19 protein-coding genes and 1 tRNA gene are annotated in these 16,529 nt (G+C 41.8%); 12 read left to right on the top strand and 8 right to left on the bottom strand.

Annotation, left to right across the window (positions count from 1 at the left end; all coding sequences use genetic code 11):
• Positions 1-23 precede the first annotated feature (23 nt).
• Positions 24-692: a PHP domain-containing protein gene (locus F1737_RS08365; protein WP_317137887.1), complete on the top strand. Its 669-nt coding sequence runs from the start codon at positions 24-26 to the stop codon at positions 690-692.
• A complete protein-coding gene (gene truA, locus F1737_RS08360) occupies positions 689-1,468 on the top strand; it encodes a tRNA pseudouridine(38-40) synthase TruA (protein ID WP_317136130.1) in 780 nt (259 codons plus the stop codon). Before F1737_RS08365 ends, truA begins: the two co-directional genes overlap by 4 nt.
• Before the next feature lie 32 nt (positions 1,469-1,500).
• On the opposite strand, the gene F1737_RS08355 is transcribed toward truA, so the two are convergent.
• Positions 1,501-2,442 (bottom strand): hypothetical protein, encoded by a 942-nt coding sequence (locus F1737_RS08355; RefSeq protein ID WP_317136129.1) that lies wholly within the window; start codon positions 2,440-2,442, stop codon positions 1,501-1,503.
• A 169-nt stretch (positions 2,443-2,611) separates the two neighbouring features.
• Positions 2,612-3,175: a J domain-containing protein gene (locus F1737_RS08350; protein ID WP_317136128.1), complete on the bottom strand. Its 564-nt coding sequence runs from the start codon at positions 3,173-3,175 to the stop codon at positions 2,612-2,614.
• Between the two features lie 156 nt (positions 3,176-3,331).
• Between F1737_RS08350 and F1737_RS08345 the strand changes: the two genes are divergently transcribed.
• Genes F1737_RS08345 through F1737_RS08330 form a run of 4 tightly spaced genes read left to right on the top strand, consistent with a single transcriptional unit; the run spans position 3,332 to position 6,089 of the window.
• On the top strand, positions 3,332-4,213 hold the full coding sequence (locus F1737_RS08345; RefSeq protein WP_317136127.1) for a thiamine pyrophosphate-dependent enzyme: 882 nt from the start codon (positions 3,332-3,334) through the stop codon (positions 4,211-4,213).
• Positions 4,207-5,319, top strand: coding sequence for a pyruvate ferredoxin oxidoreductase (porA, locus tag F1737_RS08340; protein ID WP_317136126.1), 1,113 nt, complete (start codon positions 4,207-4,209; stop codon positions 5,317-5,319). Before F1737_RS08345 ends, porA begins: the two co-directional genes overlap by 7 nt.
• Positions 5,320-5,847, top strand: coding sequence for a 2-oxoacid:acceptor oxidoreductase family protein (locus F1737_RS08335; protein ID WP_317136125.1), 528 nt, complete (start codon positions 5,320-5,322; stop codon positions 5,845-5,847). It begins immediately after the preceding gene.
• Complete coding sequence (locus F1737_RS08330) at positions 5,844-6,089, top strand: 4Fe-4S binding protein (RefSeq protein WP_317136124.1); 246 nt, start codon at positions 5,844-5,846, stop codon at positions 6,087-6,089. Before F1737_RS08335 ends, F1737_RS08330 begins: the two co-directional genes overlap by 4 nt.
• An 86-nt stretch (positions 6,090-6,175) precedes the next feature.
• Here F1737_RS08330 and F1737_RS08325 read toward each other — a convergent pair whose 3' ends face one another.
• The 5 genes from F1737_RS08325 to F1737_RS08305 all read right to left on the bottom strand — a co-directional run bounded on the left by F1737_RS08325 (position 6,176) and on the right by F1737_RS08305 (position 8,109).
• Positions 6,176-6,634, bottom strand: coding sequence for an META domain-containing protein (locus tag F1737_RS08325; RefSeq protein WP_317136123.1), 459 nt, complete (start codon positions 6,632-6,634; stop codon positions 6,176-6,178).
• Positions 6,635-6,710: 76 nt separating this feature from the next.
• Positions 6,711-7,064, bottom strand: a complete 354-nt coding sequence (locus tag F1737_RS08320; protein ID WP_317136122.1) for a hypothetical protein — start codon at positions 7,062-7,064, stop codon at positions 6,711-6,713.
• 364 nt (positions 7,065-7,428) lie between these two features.
• Positions 7,429-7,501 (bottom strand) — tRNA-Asn (locus F1737_RS08315).
• A 53-nt stretch (positions 7,502-7,554) separates the two neighbouring features.
• Complete coding sequence (locus F1737_RS08310; protein ID WP_317136121.1) at positions 7,555-7,848, bottom strand: hypothetical protein; 294 nt, start codon at positions 7,846-7,848, stop codon at positions 7,555-7,557.
• A gap of 30 nt (positions 7,849-7,878) precedes the next feature.
• Positions 7,879-8,109: a hypothetical protein gene (locus tag F1737_RS08305; protein ID WP_317136120.1), complete on the bottom strand. Its 231-nt coding sequence runs from the start codon at positions 8,107-8,109 to the stop codon at positions 7,879-7,881.
• A gap of 74 nt (positions 8,110-8,183) precedes the next feature.
• On the opposite strand from F1737_RS08305, the gene F1737_RS08300 reads away from it, so the two are divergent.
• From F1737_RS08300 to F1737_RS08280, 5 genes are all read left to right on the top strand, one after another.
• Positions 8,184-9,311 carry a M24 family metallopeptidase gene (locus F1737_RS08300; protein WP_317136119.1) on the top strand — a complete coding sequence of 376 codons (1,128 nt, stop codon included), beginning with the start codon at positions 8,184-8,186 and terminating at the stop codon, positions 9,309-9,311.
• Complete coding sequence (gene map, locus F1737_RS08295) at positions 9,308-10,183, top strand: type II methionyl aminopeptidase (RefSeq protein ID WP_317136118.1); 876 nt, start codon at positions 9,308-9,310, stop codon at positions 10,181-10,183. Before F1737_RS08300 ends, map begins: the two co-directional genes overlap by 4 nt.
• Positions 10,184-10,283: 100 nt before the next feature.
• Positions 10,284-11,567 (top strand): ATP-binding protein, encoded by a 1,284-nt coding sequence (locus F1737_RS08290; RefSeq protein WP_317136117.1) that lies wholly within the window; start codon positions 10,284-10,286, stop codon positions 11,565-11,567.
• Positions 11,564-12,283, top strand: coding sequence for an MBL fold metallo-hydrolase (locus tag F1737_RS08285; RefSeq protein WP_317136116.1), 720 nt, complete (start codon positions 11,564-11,566; stop codon positions 12,281-12,283). Before F1737_RS08290 ends, F1737_RS08285 begins: the two co-directional genes overlap by 4 nt.
• 79 nt (positions 12,284-12,362) lie before the next feature.
• Positions 12,363-12,680 (top strand): DNA-directed RNA polymerase subunit L, encoded by a 318-nt coding sequence (locus F1737_RS08280; protein WP_317136115.1) that lies wholly within the window; start codon positions 12,363-12,365, stop codon positions 12,678-12,680.
• A gap of 108 nt (positions 12,681-12,788) precedes the next feature.
• Here the strand turns inward: F1737_RS08280 and F1737_RS08275 are convergent, their stop codons facing one another.
• Positions 12,789-13,400 carry a translation initiation factor IF-2 subunit beta gene (locus F1737_RS08275; RefSeq protein ID WP_317136114.1) on the bottom strand — a complete coding sequence of 204 codons (612 nt, stop codon included), beginning with the start codon at positions 13,398-13,400 and terminating at the stop codon, positions 12,789-12,791.
• Between the two features lie 162 nt (positions 13,401-13,562).
• Between F1737_RS08275 and F1737_RS08270 the strand changes: the two genes are divergently transcribed.
• Positions 13,563-16,505 carry a PAS domain S-box protein gene (locus F1737_RS08270; protein WP_317136113.1) on the top strand — a complete coding sequence of 981 codons (2,943 nt, stop codon included), beginning with the start codon at positions 13,563-13,565 and terminating at the stop codon, positions 16,503-16,505.
• Positions 16,506-16,529 lie beyond the last annotated feature (24 nt).

Raw genomic sequence — 16,529 nt, 5'->3', positions numbered from 1 at the left:
AGGTGAAAAATACTACTGATCTGATGTTAAAGTGCGATCTGCATATCCATACCAGTTTCTCACGTGACGGGGAGAGCGGTGTGGAAGATGTACTTAAAAAAGCTGAAGCGGCCGGTCTTGATGTAATAGCAATAACCGACCATGACACAACGAAAGGCGCCATATATGCGCTTGGCATTGACTCACCTGTACTTGTGATACCGGGGATTGAGATTTCCACAAGGCAGGGTCATCTGCTTGCTCTTGGTATCACAGAAGAAATTCCAAAAGGACTTGACTTTTTTGAAACTGTGAGGATAGCAAAAGAGCTTGGAGCATTGCTTATTCTGCCCCATCCTTATCACCAGTGGAGGCATGGTGTTGGAATTAAGCTAAAGACCGCCATTAGTGTTGTTGATGCTGTGGAATGTTTTAACAGTCGTTATATTGTAGGTGCTGCAAACAAAAAAGCCGGCAGAAAAGCAAAATTTTATGAAAAACCGTGTGTTGCAGGGAGTGATGCCCATAATGCAAGATTTGTCGGGTACGGGCTTACTCTGGTTGATGCCGATAAAAATGTTGATTCGGTAATCAATGCAATAATCGCCGGAAAAACCGAAGTCAGGGGGAAGATGACTCCGCTTCGTGCATATACACACCAGTCCTGGCGGAATACCAAGCGAAAAATATCCGGGCGTGTTCATAAGAGATGAGGCTGGCTTTTAGGATTGCATACTTTGGTACCGGGTTTTCAGGCTCTCAGCAGCAGACCGGTAAAAGAACCGTCATGGACGATATAATAAAATCCCTGACGGAACTGAATCTCTTTTCAGACCGGCAAAAAGCACGGATTTATCTGTCAGGAAGAACTGACAGGGGTGTTCATGCACGCTGTCAGGTAATTTCATTCACAACCCCGTATCCTGAAAGGGCTGTTTTGGCAATAAACAAAAAACTGCCTGGTGATATCCGTTTTACCGGATGGGCAGAGGTAGACGAAAATTTCAATCCGCGTCTGGCAGCAAAAAAAAGGACTTACAGGTATTATTTTTACGGAACAGATTATGATATCGAAAAAATGAGGCAATCTGCGGCTTACTTTGAAGGCCGGCACAATTTTACAAGATTTGCACGTCTTGACGGGAAAAGTCCCCACAGGGAAATTCTCTCATGCGATGTTTTTACTGAAGACGGATTTACTGTTTTTGAAATAACCGGTGTCTCATTTTTGTGGAATATGGTCAGGTGCATGTCACATGCACTTATGCTGGCTGGCAGGGGTGAGATTGAACCTGTGGAAATAAGGGATTCACTTCTGAATACCGAAGGGCACAGGTATCCTGCCGCACCACCTGAGGGCCTTGTGTTGTGGGATGTTGACTGCGGGATTGTGTTTACGCCCATTGATGTTCACAGAAAAAGCATATCCCACCAGGATGAAATTTTAAAGAAATACGCACAGCTTAAGAAAACAGCTGAGTTGTGGTAATTTATAATATTAATAAAGAAAATCGGAAAAAATTATACCGGAGTTATTGCAACTCCGCCCGGTGTCATTATTTTAGCAAGCCACTGCTGTATTGGGGCTGATGTTTTTATGGTCATTAAAAGATCTATCCTGTTTGTGACAATTCCCCTGTATGTTGCAGTCACCTGATAGTCTGAATCATAAACACTCATTCCAAACATTTTGATTGTAATATGTTTTGGCTGGAATGTTTTTGTCTCACCTTTATTGATTGACTGCCTGTCATTTCCTATTTTCAGGATCGTTGAATCCCCGCTTGTAACTGCGGATACAGGAATTCCGCCAAAGCTTACTTCTTTGCTGTCAGGCATCAGAACATCATACTGTGCCGAGTATGAAAGCGGATAGCCATATGCCTCGATATTGTCATTTCCGGTAATAAGAGAGATATATCCGGCAACCAGAATAACTGCAATCAAAAGGACAACAATCCCGATATTCCTTACGAGGTGGCCGCCTTTTTTAGCTGCTTTTGCCTCCTCCTTTTGTTTTCTGAGGATTTCCTTCTCAATTTCCTGACGCTTTTTTTCGTCTTCCGTTTTCTTTCTTTCCTCCTCTTTTTTCCATTCCTCCCGTTCTTTTTCTTTTATTGCCTCTTCTGCCTGACGCTCTTTTTCAAGTTTTTCGAGTTCTTCCTGCTTTTTTCTTTCTTCGAGAATTCTTTCCTCTTCCTTCCTTTTTTCGGCTTCTATCTCCTCGTATTTTTTGGCCTTTTCAGCTTTTTCCTTCTCTATTCTCTCCTGTTCAATTTTTTTCCTCTCTTCCTCACGTATTTTATTGATTTCCTCTTCTGAAAGGCCGTTTGGAACTGAAGCTGTTTGAGAATCGTTAGTTTCTGCGATTTCTTTGTCTTCCGGCTTTTCCGGAAGTTTTACAGCCTCCCCTACTTTTTTGGATAATCCTTCCAGTGATTTCTTGTCAGGTAATTTCACCATTATTTTCACCTTTAAAATCTGATTATTTTAGAAATATATAAGGATATTGTGGTTTTGAATCTTTCTAAATTAAATCTCTCCCTAAAATTCTTTAGAAAAAGTGTCTTTTAACATTATTTCAGGCCCCGCCTGATGAAAATAACAGTGTTATTTTTTATGCACTCACTGGTTAATCAGAGGATTTTATTTTGTAGGGAATTCCGTTAATCAGTATGAATTCCTCTCCTTTCTGATAATAATGTTCTGCATTTTCAAGGATGTATTCAGTGCCGTCTATTAAATAGCGTTCAGTCCCTGAATTTTTAAATCTGTGAATGCCCCCTATGTTTATGAGACCGTCATTATATACGATGTATTCTGTGTCTTTGATTAAAAGATGCCTTGTATTTTTGAGAACAAGCTCCTCTCCGTCAATTAAAAAACGCTCTTTTTCCCTGACCGTGAACTCGTAGTCTGCCATCAGGGAATATTCGTCTTTTTTATCCTCTTTGTGAGTTTCACTCTTAGTGTAACTCTCCTGACTTCCTTTTAATTTTTTATCGTATTCACTTTTGGTATCAGGTCCGGAGAGGGTTTCATATGCGATTGTAATCAGTCTGAACTGTTCGGCAGCGTTTGGGTGGGTGGATGTATCAGGGTGGTATGCCTTTGCAAGACTCCTGTATGCCTTTTTGATATCCTCATCTGTGGCTGTGATTTTAAGGCCCAGCGTTTTATAATAGTCCCATAACATGGTTGATTTGATGTTAATGTCTTATGTTTTGATGGCTGTTATAATATATTCAGTGGGTGCATTTCCTGATCCGGCTTTTGCATTATTTACTCTTTTATAATTTCAAGCCAAACCATCATTATAAATGATGACAAATTATTTAGTGAGGTTTTAATATTGGCAGAAATTCCGGATGAGGAATTCATACTAAAGACAACATCCGCATGTGCAGGGTGCAGTGCCTCTTTAACCCTCCGCTATGTTACCAAAGCGGCAGGTAAGGATACGGTGCTGGTTGTTCCCGCATGTTGTACAAGTGTGATTCAGGGGATTTATCCTAATACTGCAGTTGACATTCCGGTGTACAACGTTGCATTTGCATCCGCAGCGGCGGTTGCATCAGGTATGAGTGAAGCATTCCGTGCCATTGGTAAACAGACCAATGTCATCTGTTTTGCAGGTGATGGCGGAACAGTCGACATAGGAATTCAGGCGCTTTCGGGTGCTCTTGAACGCGGTACTGACTTTTTGTATGTATGCTATGACAACGAGGCATACTCAAACACAGGCATGCAGAGATCAGGTGCAACACCGCTTGGCGCAAGAACAACGACAACGCCGCTTGGAAAGAATGAATACAAAAAAGATCTTGATGCAATTGTGGCAGCCCATAATCCTGCATATATGGCTACTGCATGCAGTGCATACCCGGTGGATCTCTATAATAAAGTCAAAAAAGCACTTTCAATACCCGGTCCAAAGTTTATGCATGTCCTTGCACCATGTCCTCCCGGATGGCGTTACCCTGCAGAGAAGACTATCGATATGGGAAAACTTGCAGTGCAGTCCGGAATGTGGGTCTTATACGAACGTGAAAGCGGGAAATTAAAAATTACCGGCGCTTCAAAAGCGGCGATGAAGAAGAGAATTCCTGTCGAGGATTATCTAAAACAACAGGGACGTTTCAAAACAGCAACCAAAGAGGACATCGCTGTTTTGCAGGAGCATGTTGAGATGAACATCAAAAGACTTGAGAAGGAGGAGACTGGAATATGCTGACAATTTCAACCGGAAACAAGGCTGTTGCAACGGCTGTAAAGGATGCAAAACCTGTCGTTGTTGCGGCATATCCTATCACTCCGCAGACAGAGATTGTGGAAGAGATTGCAAACTATGTAAGCTCAGGTCAGCTCGATGCACGCTATATCCCTGTTGAGTCAGAACATTCATCAATGGCTGCGTGCATTGGTTCTTCCGCAACAGGCGTCAGGACGTTTACCGCAACAAGTTCACACGGACTTGTGTATATGTGCGAGATGCTTCACATGTCAGCGGGAGCACGCCTCCCTATTGTAATGGCAAATGCGAACCGTGCCCTTGGTCCAGGATGGAATATCGGTGCTGAACACTCCGATTCTATCTCAATGAGGGATACCGGATGGCTTCAGGTATATGTGTCGACTGTTCAGGAGGCATATGATACCACACTGATGGCATTCCGTATTGCAGAGCATGATGATGTTTCCCTGCCTGTGATGATCAATCTTGACGGATTCCTTTTAACACACATTACCCAGTCGCTTGAGACAGTTGAGCCGGGGGACTACATCCCGCCGATCAAACTGGCGCATGCAATTGATATAGACAATCCTGGCGGATACGGTACACTCACACCTCCATCAGAGCACTTTAAATTCCGTCATGACATCCAGCGTGGAATGAACGATTCCGTGGCAGTTATCGGGGAAGCTCATAGCGAGTTTGAAAAGCGCTTTGGCCGCAGTTACGGTATGTATGAGGAATACATGACCGAAGATGCCGAAGTTGTGATTGTCGCCATGGGAACTCTTGGAAAGGAGATGGAAGTTGCCGCAGATATTCTCAGAAAAGAGGGTATTCGTGTCGGTACAGTTCGTGTCCGCTGGTTCAGGCCTTTCCCTGACTTAAAAGGTGTTCTTTTGGGTAAGGAGGTCGTTGTAATTGACCGTGACTATTCATTCGGATACGGCGGTGTTCTTGCAAACGAAATCCGCTCAAAAACCGGATGCAATCCGTTCAGTGTCATTGCCGGTCTCGGCGGTCAGGAAGTCACATTTGACGACATCGCCGGATTTGTCAGGCACAGAAAGGAAGGCGGAGAAGAGTGGTTCGGGGTGAGCGAGTAAATGTATGAGATAAGACTCCATTCACGCGGAGGTCAGGGCGGTGTAACAGCCGCAAAACTTCTTGCAAATGCTGCTTTCCTTGACGGAAAGCATGCCACTGCGACACCTCTTTACGGTGCCGAGAGACGCGGTGCTCCGGTTGTATCCTTCATAAGAATCGATGATCATCCAATCAGGGTGTACTCACAGATCAGAAAGCCTGATCTTGTTATTGTCCTTGATCCAAGCATCATGCAGACTGTTGACGTTTTAAACGGCATTAAGCCGGACGGAGAGGTTTTAATAAACAGCCCTCATCCTGTTGAAATGGAAGGCCACAAGGTTTACAGTGCTGATCTTACCGGTGTTGCACTTTCACTTGACCTTGTCATTGCCGGAAACCCAATCCTGAATACCCCGCTTCTGGGAGCAATTGCAAAGGTCGGTCTCGTTTCCCGTGAATCAGTGAGGGAGGCGATCTCAGGAGTGTTTAAGGATGAGAGAAATACCGAGGCAGCCTTAAAGGCATATGAGGAGCTGGTGTTATGAGTGCAAAACTTGCAATTTCAAGACCAAAGAAGGGAGCCTGTGGAAACACCGGTTCCTGGAGGACATTCAAACCTGTTGTGGACAGGGAAAAATGCAACAGCTGCGGCAACTGTTACCGTTTCTGCCCTGATGCCGCAATAACCACAGATTTTGAGATAGACTATGATTTCTGCAAGGGTTGCGGAATCTGTGCAGAGGTCTGTCCGAAAAAAGCCATCTCGATGGTCAGGGAAGAAGATTAAACAATCATATATTATGAGAATGCCTAAATCCTGGTATTTTCATTAAATTGAATTGTTTTTCCGGCAGGGATTAAAGCCGGAATAATTTATATTTTTTGTATCCTGTTTTCATAAGTGAGAATTGTCTCACCGTTTTCATTCATGATGTCGAGTTTGCCGTTTTGAATCTGATATGATGATGAATCCCTCAAACTGGTAAGATACCAGGTTTCCTGCTCCATTGTCCCGATTGGTATTGCGCAGTAGATTTCAGTTGAGTAGATATTTTGAAAAGAGATTTTGTTTTCCTCTACCGTGTATATTCCGCCGTAACCGTTGCATCCGGCGGAGCCTGATATCTTCCCGTCAGTGAGGATGATGAGTGAGATTTCCGTTCCTGAAATGAGGGGCTGATATTCCCCTCCCTCGTCTTTGTATCCGGTGAGGTGCCATGTTGTGCTTTTTAGTCCGGGCTGTTCGCCGTTTTTGTCTTCGGTAGTGCACCCTGTTATGAAAATACCCGTTCCTAAAAGTGCTATAAGTATCAGCACCGGATTAAGTTTCATATCCGAAAATGAGTATTTTATATTATATTAGTTTTGGGATGGAAAAGATGTAAAGAAAAAATCGACATTATTGCAGTTATTCACAGATTTTCTTCTTGTAATATTTTATTCTGTGTTGACTGTGTCCTGTTTTGTTATAATATATTTTATAAATGAAATTTTTATCTTTGACATACTCTTCTTTAAGTCGCAAATCCCTTTTCCTTTGTGCCATTAATACTATTTTCTCTGGAATTTCGTCTGGTTCTACGGGAATCCATCTCCGATACTTTTTACAGATTTGCATTCTGATTCTTGCAAAAATCCCTTTATTCTTGAGTTTATTTTCCGGATATTTGAATTTTTTATGCTGAGTGTGACTCTCACTTAAATTACTACTATTTTTGTATTTGTGATAATTTTTCTTCTTTTGGTGTCTTTTTTTGGTCATGAATAATTTTCACCTGCGCAACAAATGTATTCCTGATGTAAAAAATTACATCTTATATTTTATTGTAAAAATAGGGAGATATATTATTTGTGATGTGAGAATTTAGTTTGAAAGTACTGATTATAATTTGGACTTATTAAGAATATTTTTGCTCAACATTCAGCCATGAATTAAATTTTTAATGCTTTACAAAATATTTCTACTAAATATTAATTTTATGAAACCGGTAGAAAAATGATTGTGGTGTGCGCTGTAAATAACTTCTGTTATACTATTAAAAGCGAATAAATACTGATTAAAATTCTAAATTTAAATTGTTAATAATCAAATATCTGGTGATAAAAATTAGCGTAAAAGAAAATTACGCCCCCAACAGGACTCGAACCTGTGACATTCTGGTTAACAGCCAGACACTCTACCAACTGAGTTATGGAGGCACTCTGTGAGTTGCCAATAAAAGTTGACTTTTGCAGTATTAAATATTGCGAAATTAATCTGCATGATCCCTTTTCATTGCCTCAAGGCGGCTAATGAGAATATCTATTTCATTATCCAGATTCAGCGCCAGTTCTGAGGCCTTTTTGGTTGCAACCGCTCCTGAAGGTGATGCTTTTATGTATCCGAGCTGCTCTAAAACCTTGAGAGAGTAGCGCACACGATGGGAGGGTATCTGCAAAAGCTCGGAGAGTTTCATAATGCCGATTGGCTGGTGCTCGACAACCACCAGTACAACGTCAATGTGTCTTCCGACAAGCTCTATCTCATTTTGAAGTTTTTGCAGCACTCAAATCTCTCCCTCTGGATTAATCATTAATTAGTCATCCTGCTCATTAAGCCATGCCTTATCAGCCAGGTAATGCTTCCTGAATAAAACGATAAGGATGATACAGAGGATGGCGCATATTGCCGCAATCTGTATGCTATATATTGGAATAAGACCAAAAAATGCCAGAACAGACAGGGCGGCCAGCAGAAGTATGGCGTTGAGCATCATTGTAAGCTTTGCAAATTTCATTTTAAATGTCTTTTTGGCAGACTCATTCATTATGACTAAAACTTCTGCTCTATGTGGTAAAATTACTTCTGTGTACGAATCAAATTATTAACGGATTGATAAAAATGAATTTTCCTGACAGGCCACTTGAAGCGGCGGGCGCAGAGGCTTATGTTCTGTATTCATCATCTGATGATCCTGATATGAGATATCTGACAGGCTTTGAGACCGGTGATCCCGTTTTTTACATAAAGAAAAAAGGAAGAAAGGGAACACTTGTTGTGCCGCAGATGGAGGCTGAAAGAGCCGTATCTGAATCTCACTGTGATGTGGTGACACGCGGCGATGCAGGATTTTTTGATTATTTAAAAGAAGAAAAAGACCCTGCAAAAGCCACAGCAAAAATGGTGGCGGCGCTTGCAGGAGGGGATATTCTTGTGCCCCGCACATTCCCTCTCTATCTTGCACGCGAAATGGAGAGATTGTGCAAAATCAATATTGACAAAGGAACGGTATCGGGGATGCGTGCCGTAAAAACTCCTGATGAAGCTGATTTCATCAGGCATTCCCAGAAAATAACAGAGGATGCAATATCCTTTGCAGTATCCCTGATAAAAAGTGCCTCCGCTAAAACGGGGGAACTTGAAATCAACGAAACCCCTCTGACTTCAGACTATCTCAGAAATGAGATCCACTGTTATCTCTTAAAAAGAGGGCTTCTTGCAAGGGATACAATCGTATCATGCGGGCCGGAGACATCGATGCCGCACTGCAAAGGTTCGGGTGTCCTTGTCGAAAACGAACCGATAATGATAGACCTCTTTCCGCAGGATACAAAAACCGGATACTATGCCGATATGACAAGAACATTTGTCCGCGGCGAACCAGACGGGGAAATAAAAAACATGTTCTCCGTTGTCAGGGAAGCAAAAGTTCTCGGGAAAAGCATGATACGCGAGGGTGTGTCGGGAAGCGCTGTCCACAACGCAGTGGTGTCACATTTTGAGGGTTCAGGCTACAAAACCGGCACGGAAGGTTTCATTCACAGTCTGGGGCACGGAGTTGGCATGGCGGTTCATGAAGAGCCTTCACTATCGCCGTCCGGAAAAGAGCTCCTGGCCGGAAATGTCGTAACTGTTGAACCGGGACTCTACTATCGCAGCACAGGCGGTATAAGGCTTGAAGATATGGGCCTCGTTTTAAAAGAGGGCTTTGACTGTTTTACAAAATACAAGGATGAACTGATAATATGATGGACGAAGAAATAGTGGAATTATACAAACAGGCAGGAGATATTGCGAAAAAATGCCTTGCAAATGCAGCGGCAAGAGTAAAACCGGATGCATCGATACTTGATTTAGTCGAGGTCTCGGAAGCTGAAATAATTGATATGGGTGGTGAAATAGCATTCCCCCTGAATATCTCGCTTAACAACAACGCTGCCCACGACACTGCATCGGCAGGCGACACACGCTGCTTTTCAAAAGGTGATGTTGTAAAAGTCGATATGGGTGTTCATATCGACGGATATGTCGCAGACACTGCAATGACAGTTGACCTTGGAAAGAATGATCTGCTGGTGGAAGCCTCAAGAAGCGCCTTAAATACTGCAATCTCAATGGTAAAACCCGGTGTAACCACAGGGGAGATCGGGGCTGCCGTTCAAAAGGAGATTGAAAGAAGAGGTTACCGTCCTGTCTCAAACCTTACCGGCCATGGTCTTGGAAAATACCTCCTGCATGGAATCCCGACAATCCCGAATGTCGGAATGAGTGGCGGGACTGTCATTGAGGAGGGAATGTCATTTGCAATAGAACCTTTTGCAACCACCGGAAGCGGCCAGGTGACAGACGGGCCGAGAGCCGAAATTTTCAGTCAGATTTCCAATCGCAACGTCAGACTCCCGTCTGCAAAGAAGCTGCTTTCTGAAATAAAAACAAGACAGAGTCTTCCCTTTGCACGCAGATGGTACAGCGGAAAAAGTGAAATTGCACTTGCACAGCTTTACAAACAGGGGATTATCAGAGGTTATCCCGTGCTCCATGACATCCCGGGTTCCCTTGTGTCCCAGGCGGAACACACCGTCATTGTGACAGAAGACGGATGTATTATTACTACTGCCTGAAAAATCAGGAAAAATCCTTTTTTTTAATAATTTGTTAATCAGGAAATGTTACCAGGGATATCTATATCCCAATAGAACGGGTATATATTATGTTGTACGCATGTCTTCAGATAATGATGCACAGGCCCTTGATGTCTTCGAACTTTTACTGACATCGGAGATCCTAAATCAGTATGAAAATCTTGATATGGATGATCTTCCGGCGAAATTCAGGGATATTTCGGGGACCACAGGGTGCAATACAGATATAGAAAGGCCGGTTGTTGTAAGCGAAAGCATTGCTGACCGGATATTATGCACAGGCAAGTCCTATGAGCTTGTGCGAAAAAATCCATTTGTAACTTTTGATGATTTTGGAAAGCGTCTTGGGATATCCGCACTTGATGCGGCTGCCGGATGGTTTTCAAAACAGGATGCGATGGAAAGGATTGAAAAAAATCCCGTACTTGCATATTATTTTGAAAAGTCGGGACTTGGGGGAATATCATATGAAAAATCAAAATCCTCGATTGTAAGATTCAGGGATTCAAAGGAATACCTAAAAGCAAGAATTGATGAGATAGTGGGGGATGACGAGGAGTTAAAGATCGCAAGCAGCCTTATAATCATAAGTGCCCCTGAAGAAGTGGAACACTCAATAGACGATCTCGTATGCACCCATCGTCAGGAAGAGGCTCTCAGAAAAATAAACATTGCCCTTAAAAACAGGGATTATCTAAAGGAAAGAAGGATCTATGAGCTTGGAAAACTTCTTTTTGTAGGTCCTCCCGGAACCGGAAAAACCTCCCTTGCTCTTGCAATGTCAAAGAAGCTTAAGATGCCGCTTCTGGAAGTCAGGCTTGCAATGGTGACATCGCAGTATCTTGGTGAGACTTCAAAGAACATCGACAGAATATTCGATCTTGCAAGGAGACTCTCTCCGTGTATCCTTTTCATTGATGAGTTTGACTTCGTTGCCAAGAGCAGGATTTCAGATGACAACGGAGCCATGAAGCGTGCCGTAAACATGCTTCTCAAAAATATCGATACAATCAGTTTCGTCAAAAACGGAGTTTTGCTAATCGGTGCGACAAATCACCCAAGACTTCTCGACGATGCCGCATGGAGAAGGTTTGACGATGTTGTTGAATTCCCTCTGCCTGATTATGAGATGAGAAGGGAGATCCTCAAAAAGATCACAAGAGAGCTTGACTGCACCTGCGACTATGACGAACTTGCAGAGGAGACAGATGGCTTTTCCGGAGCTGATCTCCGCATAATGATCAAGGAATCGTTAATTTCCGCACTAATGCGTGACAGTTACGAGATGAATGAGTCTGATATAGAACAGGGTATGGGAACGGTAAAAGACCGTGACACAATCCGCCAGAGCGTTTCAATATGAAAATAACCCTGTTAGGCACCGGAGATACCATAGGTGCTCCAAAAATCGGCTGCGACTGTGAAGTATGCAGCCTCCTGAAAGCTGAGAATCGTGAGCGTCTGAGAACCTCGATGCTGATTGAAAATGAGGGGAAAAGAATTTTGATCGATACTTCTCCTGACCTGAGGCGTCAGCTTCTCTCAAACGGTTCTCCTGCTATTGATTATGTGGTGTGGACGCATGCACACTATGATCACATTGCAGGATACAATGAATTTTACAGGGTGCAGAAATTTCCTCCCGCTTATGCGGCGCCTGAAGTGATGGAAGACATAAAAAAATTCTTTTATTACCTTCGGTTTGAGAAAAATCCTGTTCCTGCTTATGAGTCCTTTGTCCTGGCAGGAATCAGGTTCACACTGGTTGAGGTTAACCATCCGCCCATATTCACCTGCGGTGTTGTAATGGAATACAACGGCAAAAAAATCGGATATACGTCTGATACGAACCCTCTGTTAAATGAGAGGACGACAGAACTTTTATCTGACTGTGATCTTCTTTTCCTGGATTCACTAATGCCCCCTGATGTCCATATAGGGAAACACATGAACTACGCAGAGGCAACAGAGTTTGCAAAAGCTGTCCGTGCAAAAGAATTTCATCTGGTTCACATGAGTCACAGAATCGGGGATGATCTGCCTCATGTATCGCATGACGGCGATGTATTTGAATTTTAATCCAAAATCTAAAAACCAACTTTTTTTAATTCGGGATGCCCGGCTATTATGTAAATTTGTTTTTTCACCCTGACTGGTAATGACCCATATCTATATACTAAAAAAGATTCCAAACGTATGGGTACCTATGGATATCAAGATTGTTGAATTAAAGGATGATCTCGCACGTATCAAATTTGTCGGAGAGACCCATACATACATGAGTGCCCTTTCAAATGAGCTTTTAAATGACAAGGATGTGGATGTCGCACAGTATACGCACGAATTTCATTTTGTAGATCCTGTATTGCTTGTAACAACAAAGAACGGAAAAAACCCGATAACCGCAATTAAGGATGCTGCACAGAAGCTTGTGGAGAAAACAGATTTCATTATCAAAGAGATTGAAAAAGCATAATTTTAGACAAAAAATTATAACAAACGTGCATGAAACCAATGTTTCAGGCACTGTCTGATTAGAAATCACAAAGTGATTTTAATAAAAATTATTTTTTTTGGAAATTTATCAGATCTTTTCAGTGAATGCAATTGAACCTGCAACTCTTGTGATTTTAACTCTCACATTCTGGCCTGGTTTTGCTCCCTTGATATAAAGTGTATATTTGCCAACCTTTGCAACACCATCGCCTCTTTTGGAAAGATATTCGATCTGGACAGTCATTTCCTTTCCTTCTTCGACCTGGTTTAGTCCGCCTTCATTGTGTGTCTTTCTCTTCTTTACAGGTCTGTGTCCACCGCAGGCATCGCAGCGGAGAAGTGTAATACGTCCGTCTTTTACAAGGCGTGTATCGGGCTTTCCACACTCTGAACAGATGACATAATCCTGCGTGTATTTATCGATGATTTTTTCCAGCTGGCTTTTGTCAAATTTACCATTGAATACTGCCCTGTTGCCGTCAATTTTACCTGCCGTGCCTATTTCACTCAACAGATATTTCATGAAATGATCCTGTTCACGGCGCAGTGTTGATGCAATTTCTGCAAAATTTTCAAAGACTGTTGTCTTTCCCTCAATATACACCCTGGCTGCCGGAACTGTAAATCTGCCTAAATCACCCGATTTTTCAGTAATATTGGAATATGCCTGCTTCAAAAGAGATTCGTATGGGTCGGTCATGCTTTACTTATATGACACTATGAGTATAAATTATATCTTTTCAGGCAACCGGCAAAACCGGATTTATTTTATTCTGAAATTGACCAGACTACTCTTTAGAGGGATACATGCATTGAGGCATTGTCTTACAGCATTTCGAAATAATTCATCAGGGTGAAACAATTGAAATTTACAGGCTTAATGAAAATACGGGACTTTAAAGGTAAAAATTGTGGGGATCTTCTAAATCTTATTCTTTTGGGACTTGTTGTATTTACGGTTTTTATATCCGAGATTTCCCTCTATCTCTTTAGTGACGGGTTAATGCTTGTTTTGTCCCATATATTTTATTTTCCGCTGATATTTCTTATATTTCAGTATCCTGCAAAAGGACTCCGGATTAGTTTTTCACTTGCTGCATTCTACATATTCACAAATCTCATAATCTATGTTTTGGCAGGCAGCCCTGGTGAGATGATTTTTTATTCAGGGATTCTTTTTGTATTCACCTACGTCTGTATAGGGACAGTTACAACGGTAATTGCACAGGGACTCCATCAAAAAGAGGATGATTTAAAGGAGATTCAAAAAAGGTATCTGAATATTTTTGAAAACTCCGGAGACGGGGTGATCGTTCACAGAATGGACGGTAAAATTCTCATGTGCAATCCTGCTGCCAGAAAAATGTTTGAGATTGAAGGCAGCATTGATGAAGAACTTGATTTTAAGGATCTGAAAATTGAGGGCGATTGCAAACTGATGAGAAAAGCCCTGGCTGAGGTGATGAGAGACGGACACGGCTTTTATGAAACCGAAATAAAGATTAAAAGCGGAAAGGTGATCACGGCTGAAATCAGCGCAAGCATGGCTGATTCTGAAAAAGGGATCATGCATGTCTTCATAAGGGATACAACCGGTAAAATGAATGCGCTCAATGCTCTTCGTGAAAGTGAAAACAGGCTGAAAAGTCTGACCAATCAGCTTCCCGAAGTTATATTTGAGATGGATTCTAATGGAAAATTCACTTTTGCAACACGTTATTCCACCAATATGTTTGGATATTCTCCCGAAGAGCTTGAAGGAGGGATGTTATTTCAGGGTATATTAAGTGAAGAAGAGCGTGAAAGGGCAACCAAAAACATTCACTGGTTTTTGACAGGGCATATAATAGGTGCTGTTGAATACAATGCCAAAAGAAAGGATGGTTCGGTTTTTCCACTGATGGTTCATTTTGGATATATATTCAATGGCGGTGAGATCAGTGGTCTTCGCGGGATTGCAATTGACATTAGCCAGAGAAAGCACATGGAAAAGGCTCTTAGAAGAAATGAGAAAAAATACAGGAGTCTTTTTGAAAATTCCAACGATGCCGTAATAATTCATGATTTCAATGGAAGAATTATTGATATAAATGACAGCCTGGTTAAAATTCTCGGCTATAAAAAAGATGAACTACTAAATATTGAATTATCGGCTGTATATCCCGGGTCAGAATATAATGCCCTCAAAGATGCACTCTCAAATCTAAAAGAATCAGGAAATTATTTTTATGAAACAAAGCTCAAAACCCGTTCGGGAAATGAGGTATTTGTAGAAATCAGTGCAAGCATTGTTTCCAAAAGCAAGGGAATTGTTCAGTCAATTATCAGGGATATTACAGAGAGGAAGATCTCTGAATCCGCACTTATCGAAAGTGAGAGGAGGTTTAGGAATCTTACCGATCTTCTGCCGCAGATTGTCTTTGAAATTGACAATGGAGGCATGATCACATTTTTAAATAAAAATGGTTTTGATTCGGGAATTATCTCTCCCGAACAGTTTAAAGAAGGCTTTAACATCTATTCACTCATTGACGAGCCTGACCGCTCAAGGGCAAGGGAGAATTTTGAGTGGATGATCTCAGGGTATCGCTCAGAAAGGGGATATGAATATTCCGTTATAAAAACTAACGGCACTAAAATACCCTTTTTGATCTATACAAGTCCCATTGAAAAAAACGGAAAGACTGAAGGTGCCCGGGGCATTGCGATTGACATATCATCCAGAAAAAGGATGGAAGAAGCCTTTATTGTCAGTGAGGAAAGGCTTAATCTTGCAATAGAAGGGGCAGGTGTCTGTGTCTGGGACTGGGATATGGTAAATGACGAGATGTTTTTCTCCGGCAATTACCAGGAAATGTTCTGTTACAGCGAAGAGGGTTGTTATAAGGGTTCGGACAACTGGAAGGACATACTTCAGGTGAAGTTCTTCAGGGACATCATGGATTTCTTTAACGATGTTGTTGATGTTGAACAGAGGGTTATTGATAAGGAAAGCAGGCATTTTGAATCCGAATATCACATCCTGTGCGGAGATGGCAGATATAAATGGATAAATGTGATGGGAAAAATATCCGACACAGATTCAGGAGGAATCCCATTAAGAATTGTCGGAATAATGCAGGATATAAACGAGATCAAGCAGTATCAGAACTCATTATACGAAGCAAACAGAAAGCTCAATCTTTTGTCAAGCATAACCCGCCATGATATTCTAAATCAGGTTGCGGGGATAAAGGGCTTTACAGACCTGATGGACAAAAAAGTCAGGGATAATGATGAACTGACGCATCACCTTAAAAGAATTCGTCAGGCATCTGAAAATATCAAAGAGCAGATTGAATTTACCCGTGATTATCACAATGTAGGAGTGGAAGTGCCCAGATGGCAGAGGGTTGACAATATTGCATTAAGAATTAAGGGGATGGCCAGGTCTTCCGGGGTCACAATTGATGTGAAATGCGGACCTCTGGAGGTTTATGCCGATCCTATGCTTGAGAAGATATTTTTCAATCTGTTTGACAATGCAGTAAGGCATGGTGAAAAAGTGACTATGATGTCTCTGGATTTTGTTAAATCCAATGATTATGGTGTTATTGTGGTCATGGACAATGGTCTTGGTGTTCCGGATAAGTTAAAAGAGAAGATATTTGATCATGGTTTTGGAAGCAATACGGGTCTCGGGTTATTTTTAACAAAAGAAATTCTGGGCATTACGGGGATGAAAATTCATGAGACAGGTGTTTATGGTGAAGGCGCAAGATTTGAGATAGAAATACCTTATGAGGGTTACAGATTTTCAGAATAAAAAATAAAGTTTTTTAGATAATAC

It is taken from the genome of Methanoplanus sp. FWC-SCC4 (assembly GCF_032878975.1).
GTDB classification, from domain to species: Archaea; Halobacteriota; Methanomicrobia; order Methanomicrobiales; family Methanomicrobiaceae; genus Methanochimaera; species Methanochimaera problematica.
This window is presented reverse-complemented; position numbering and strand designations above follow the sequence as displayed.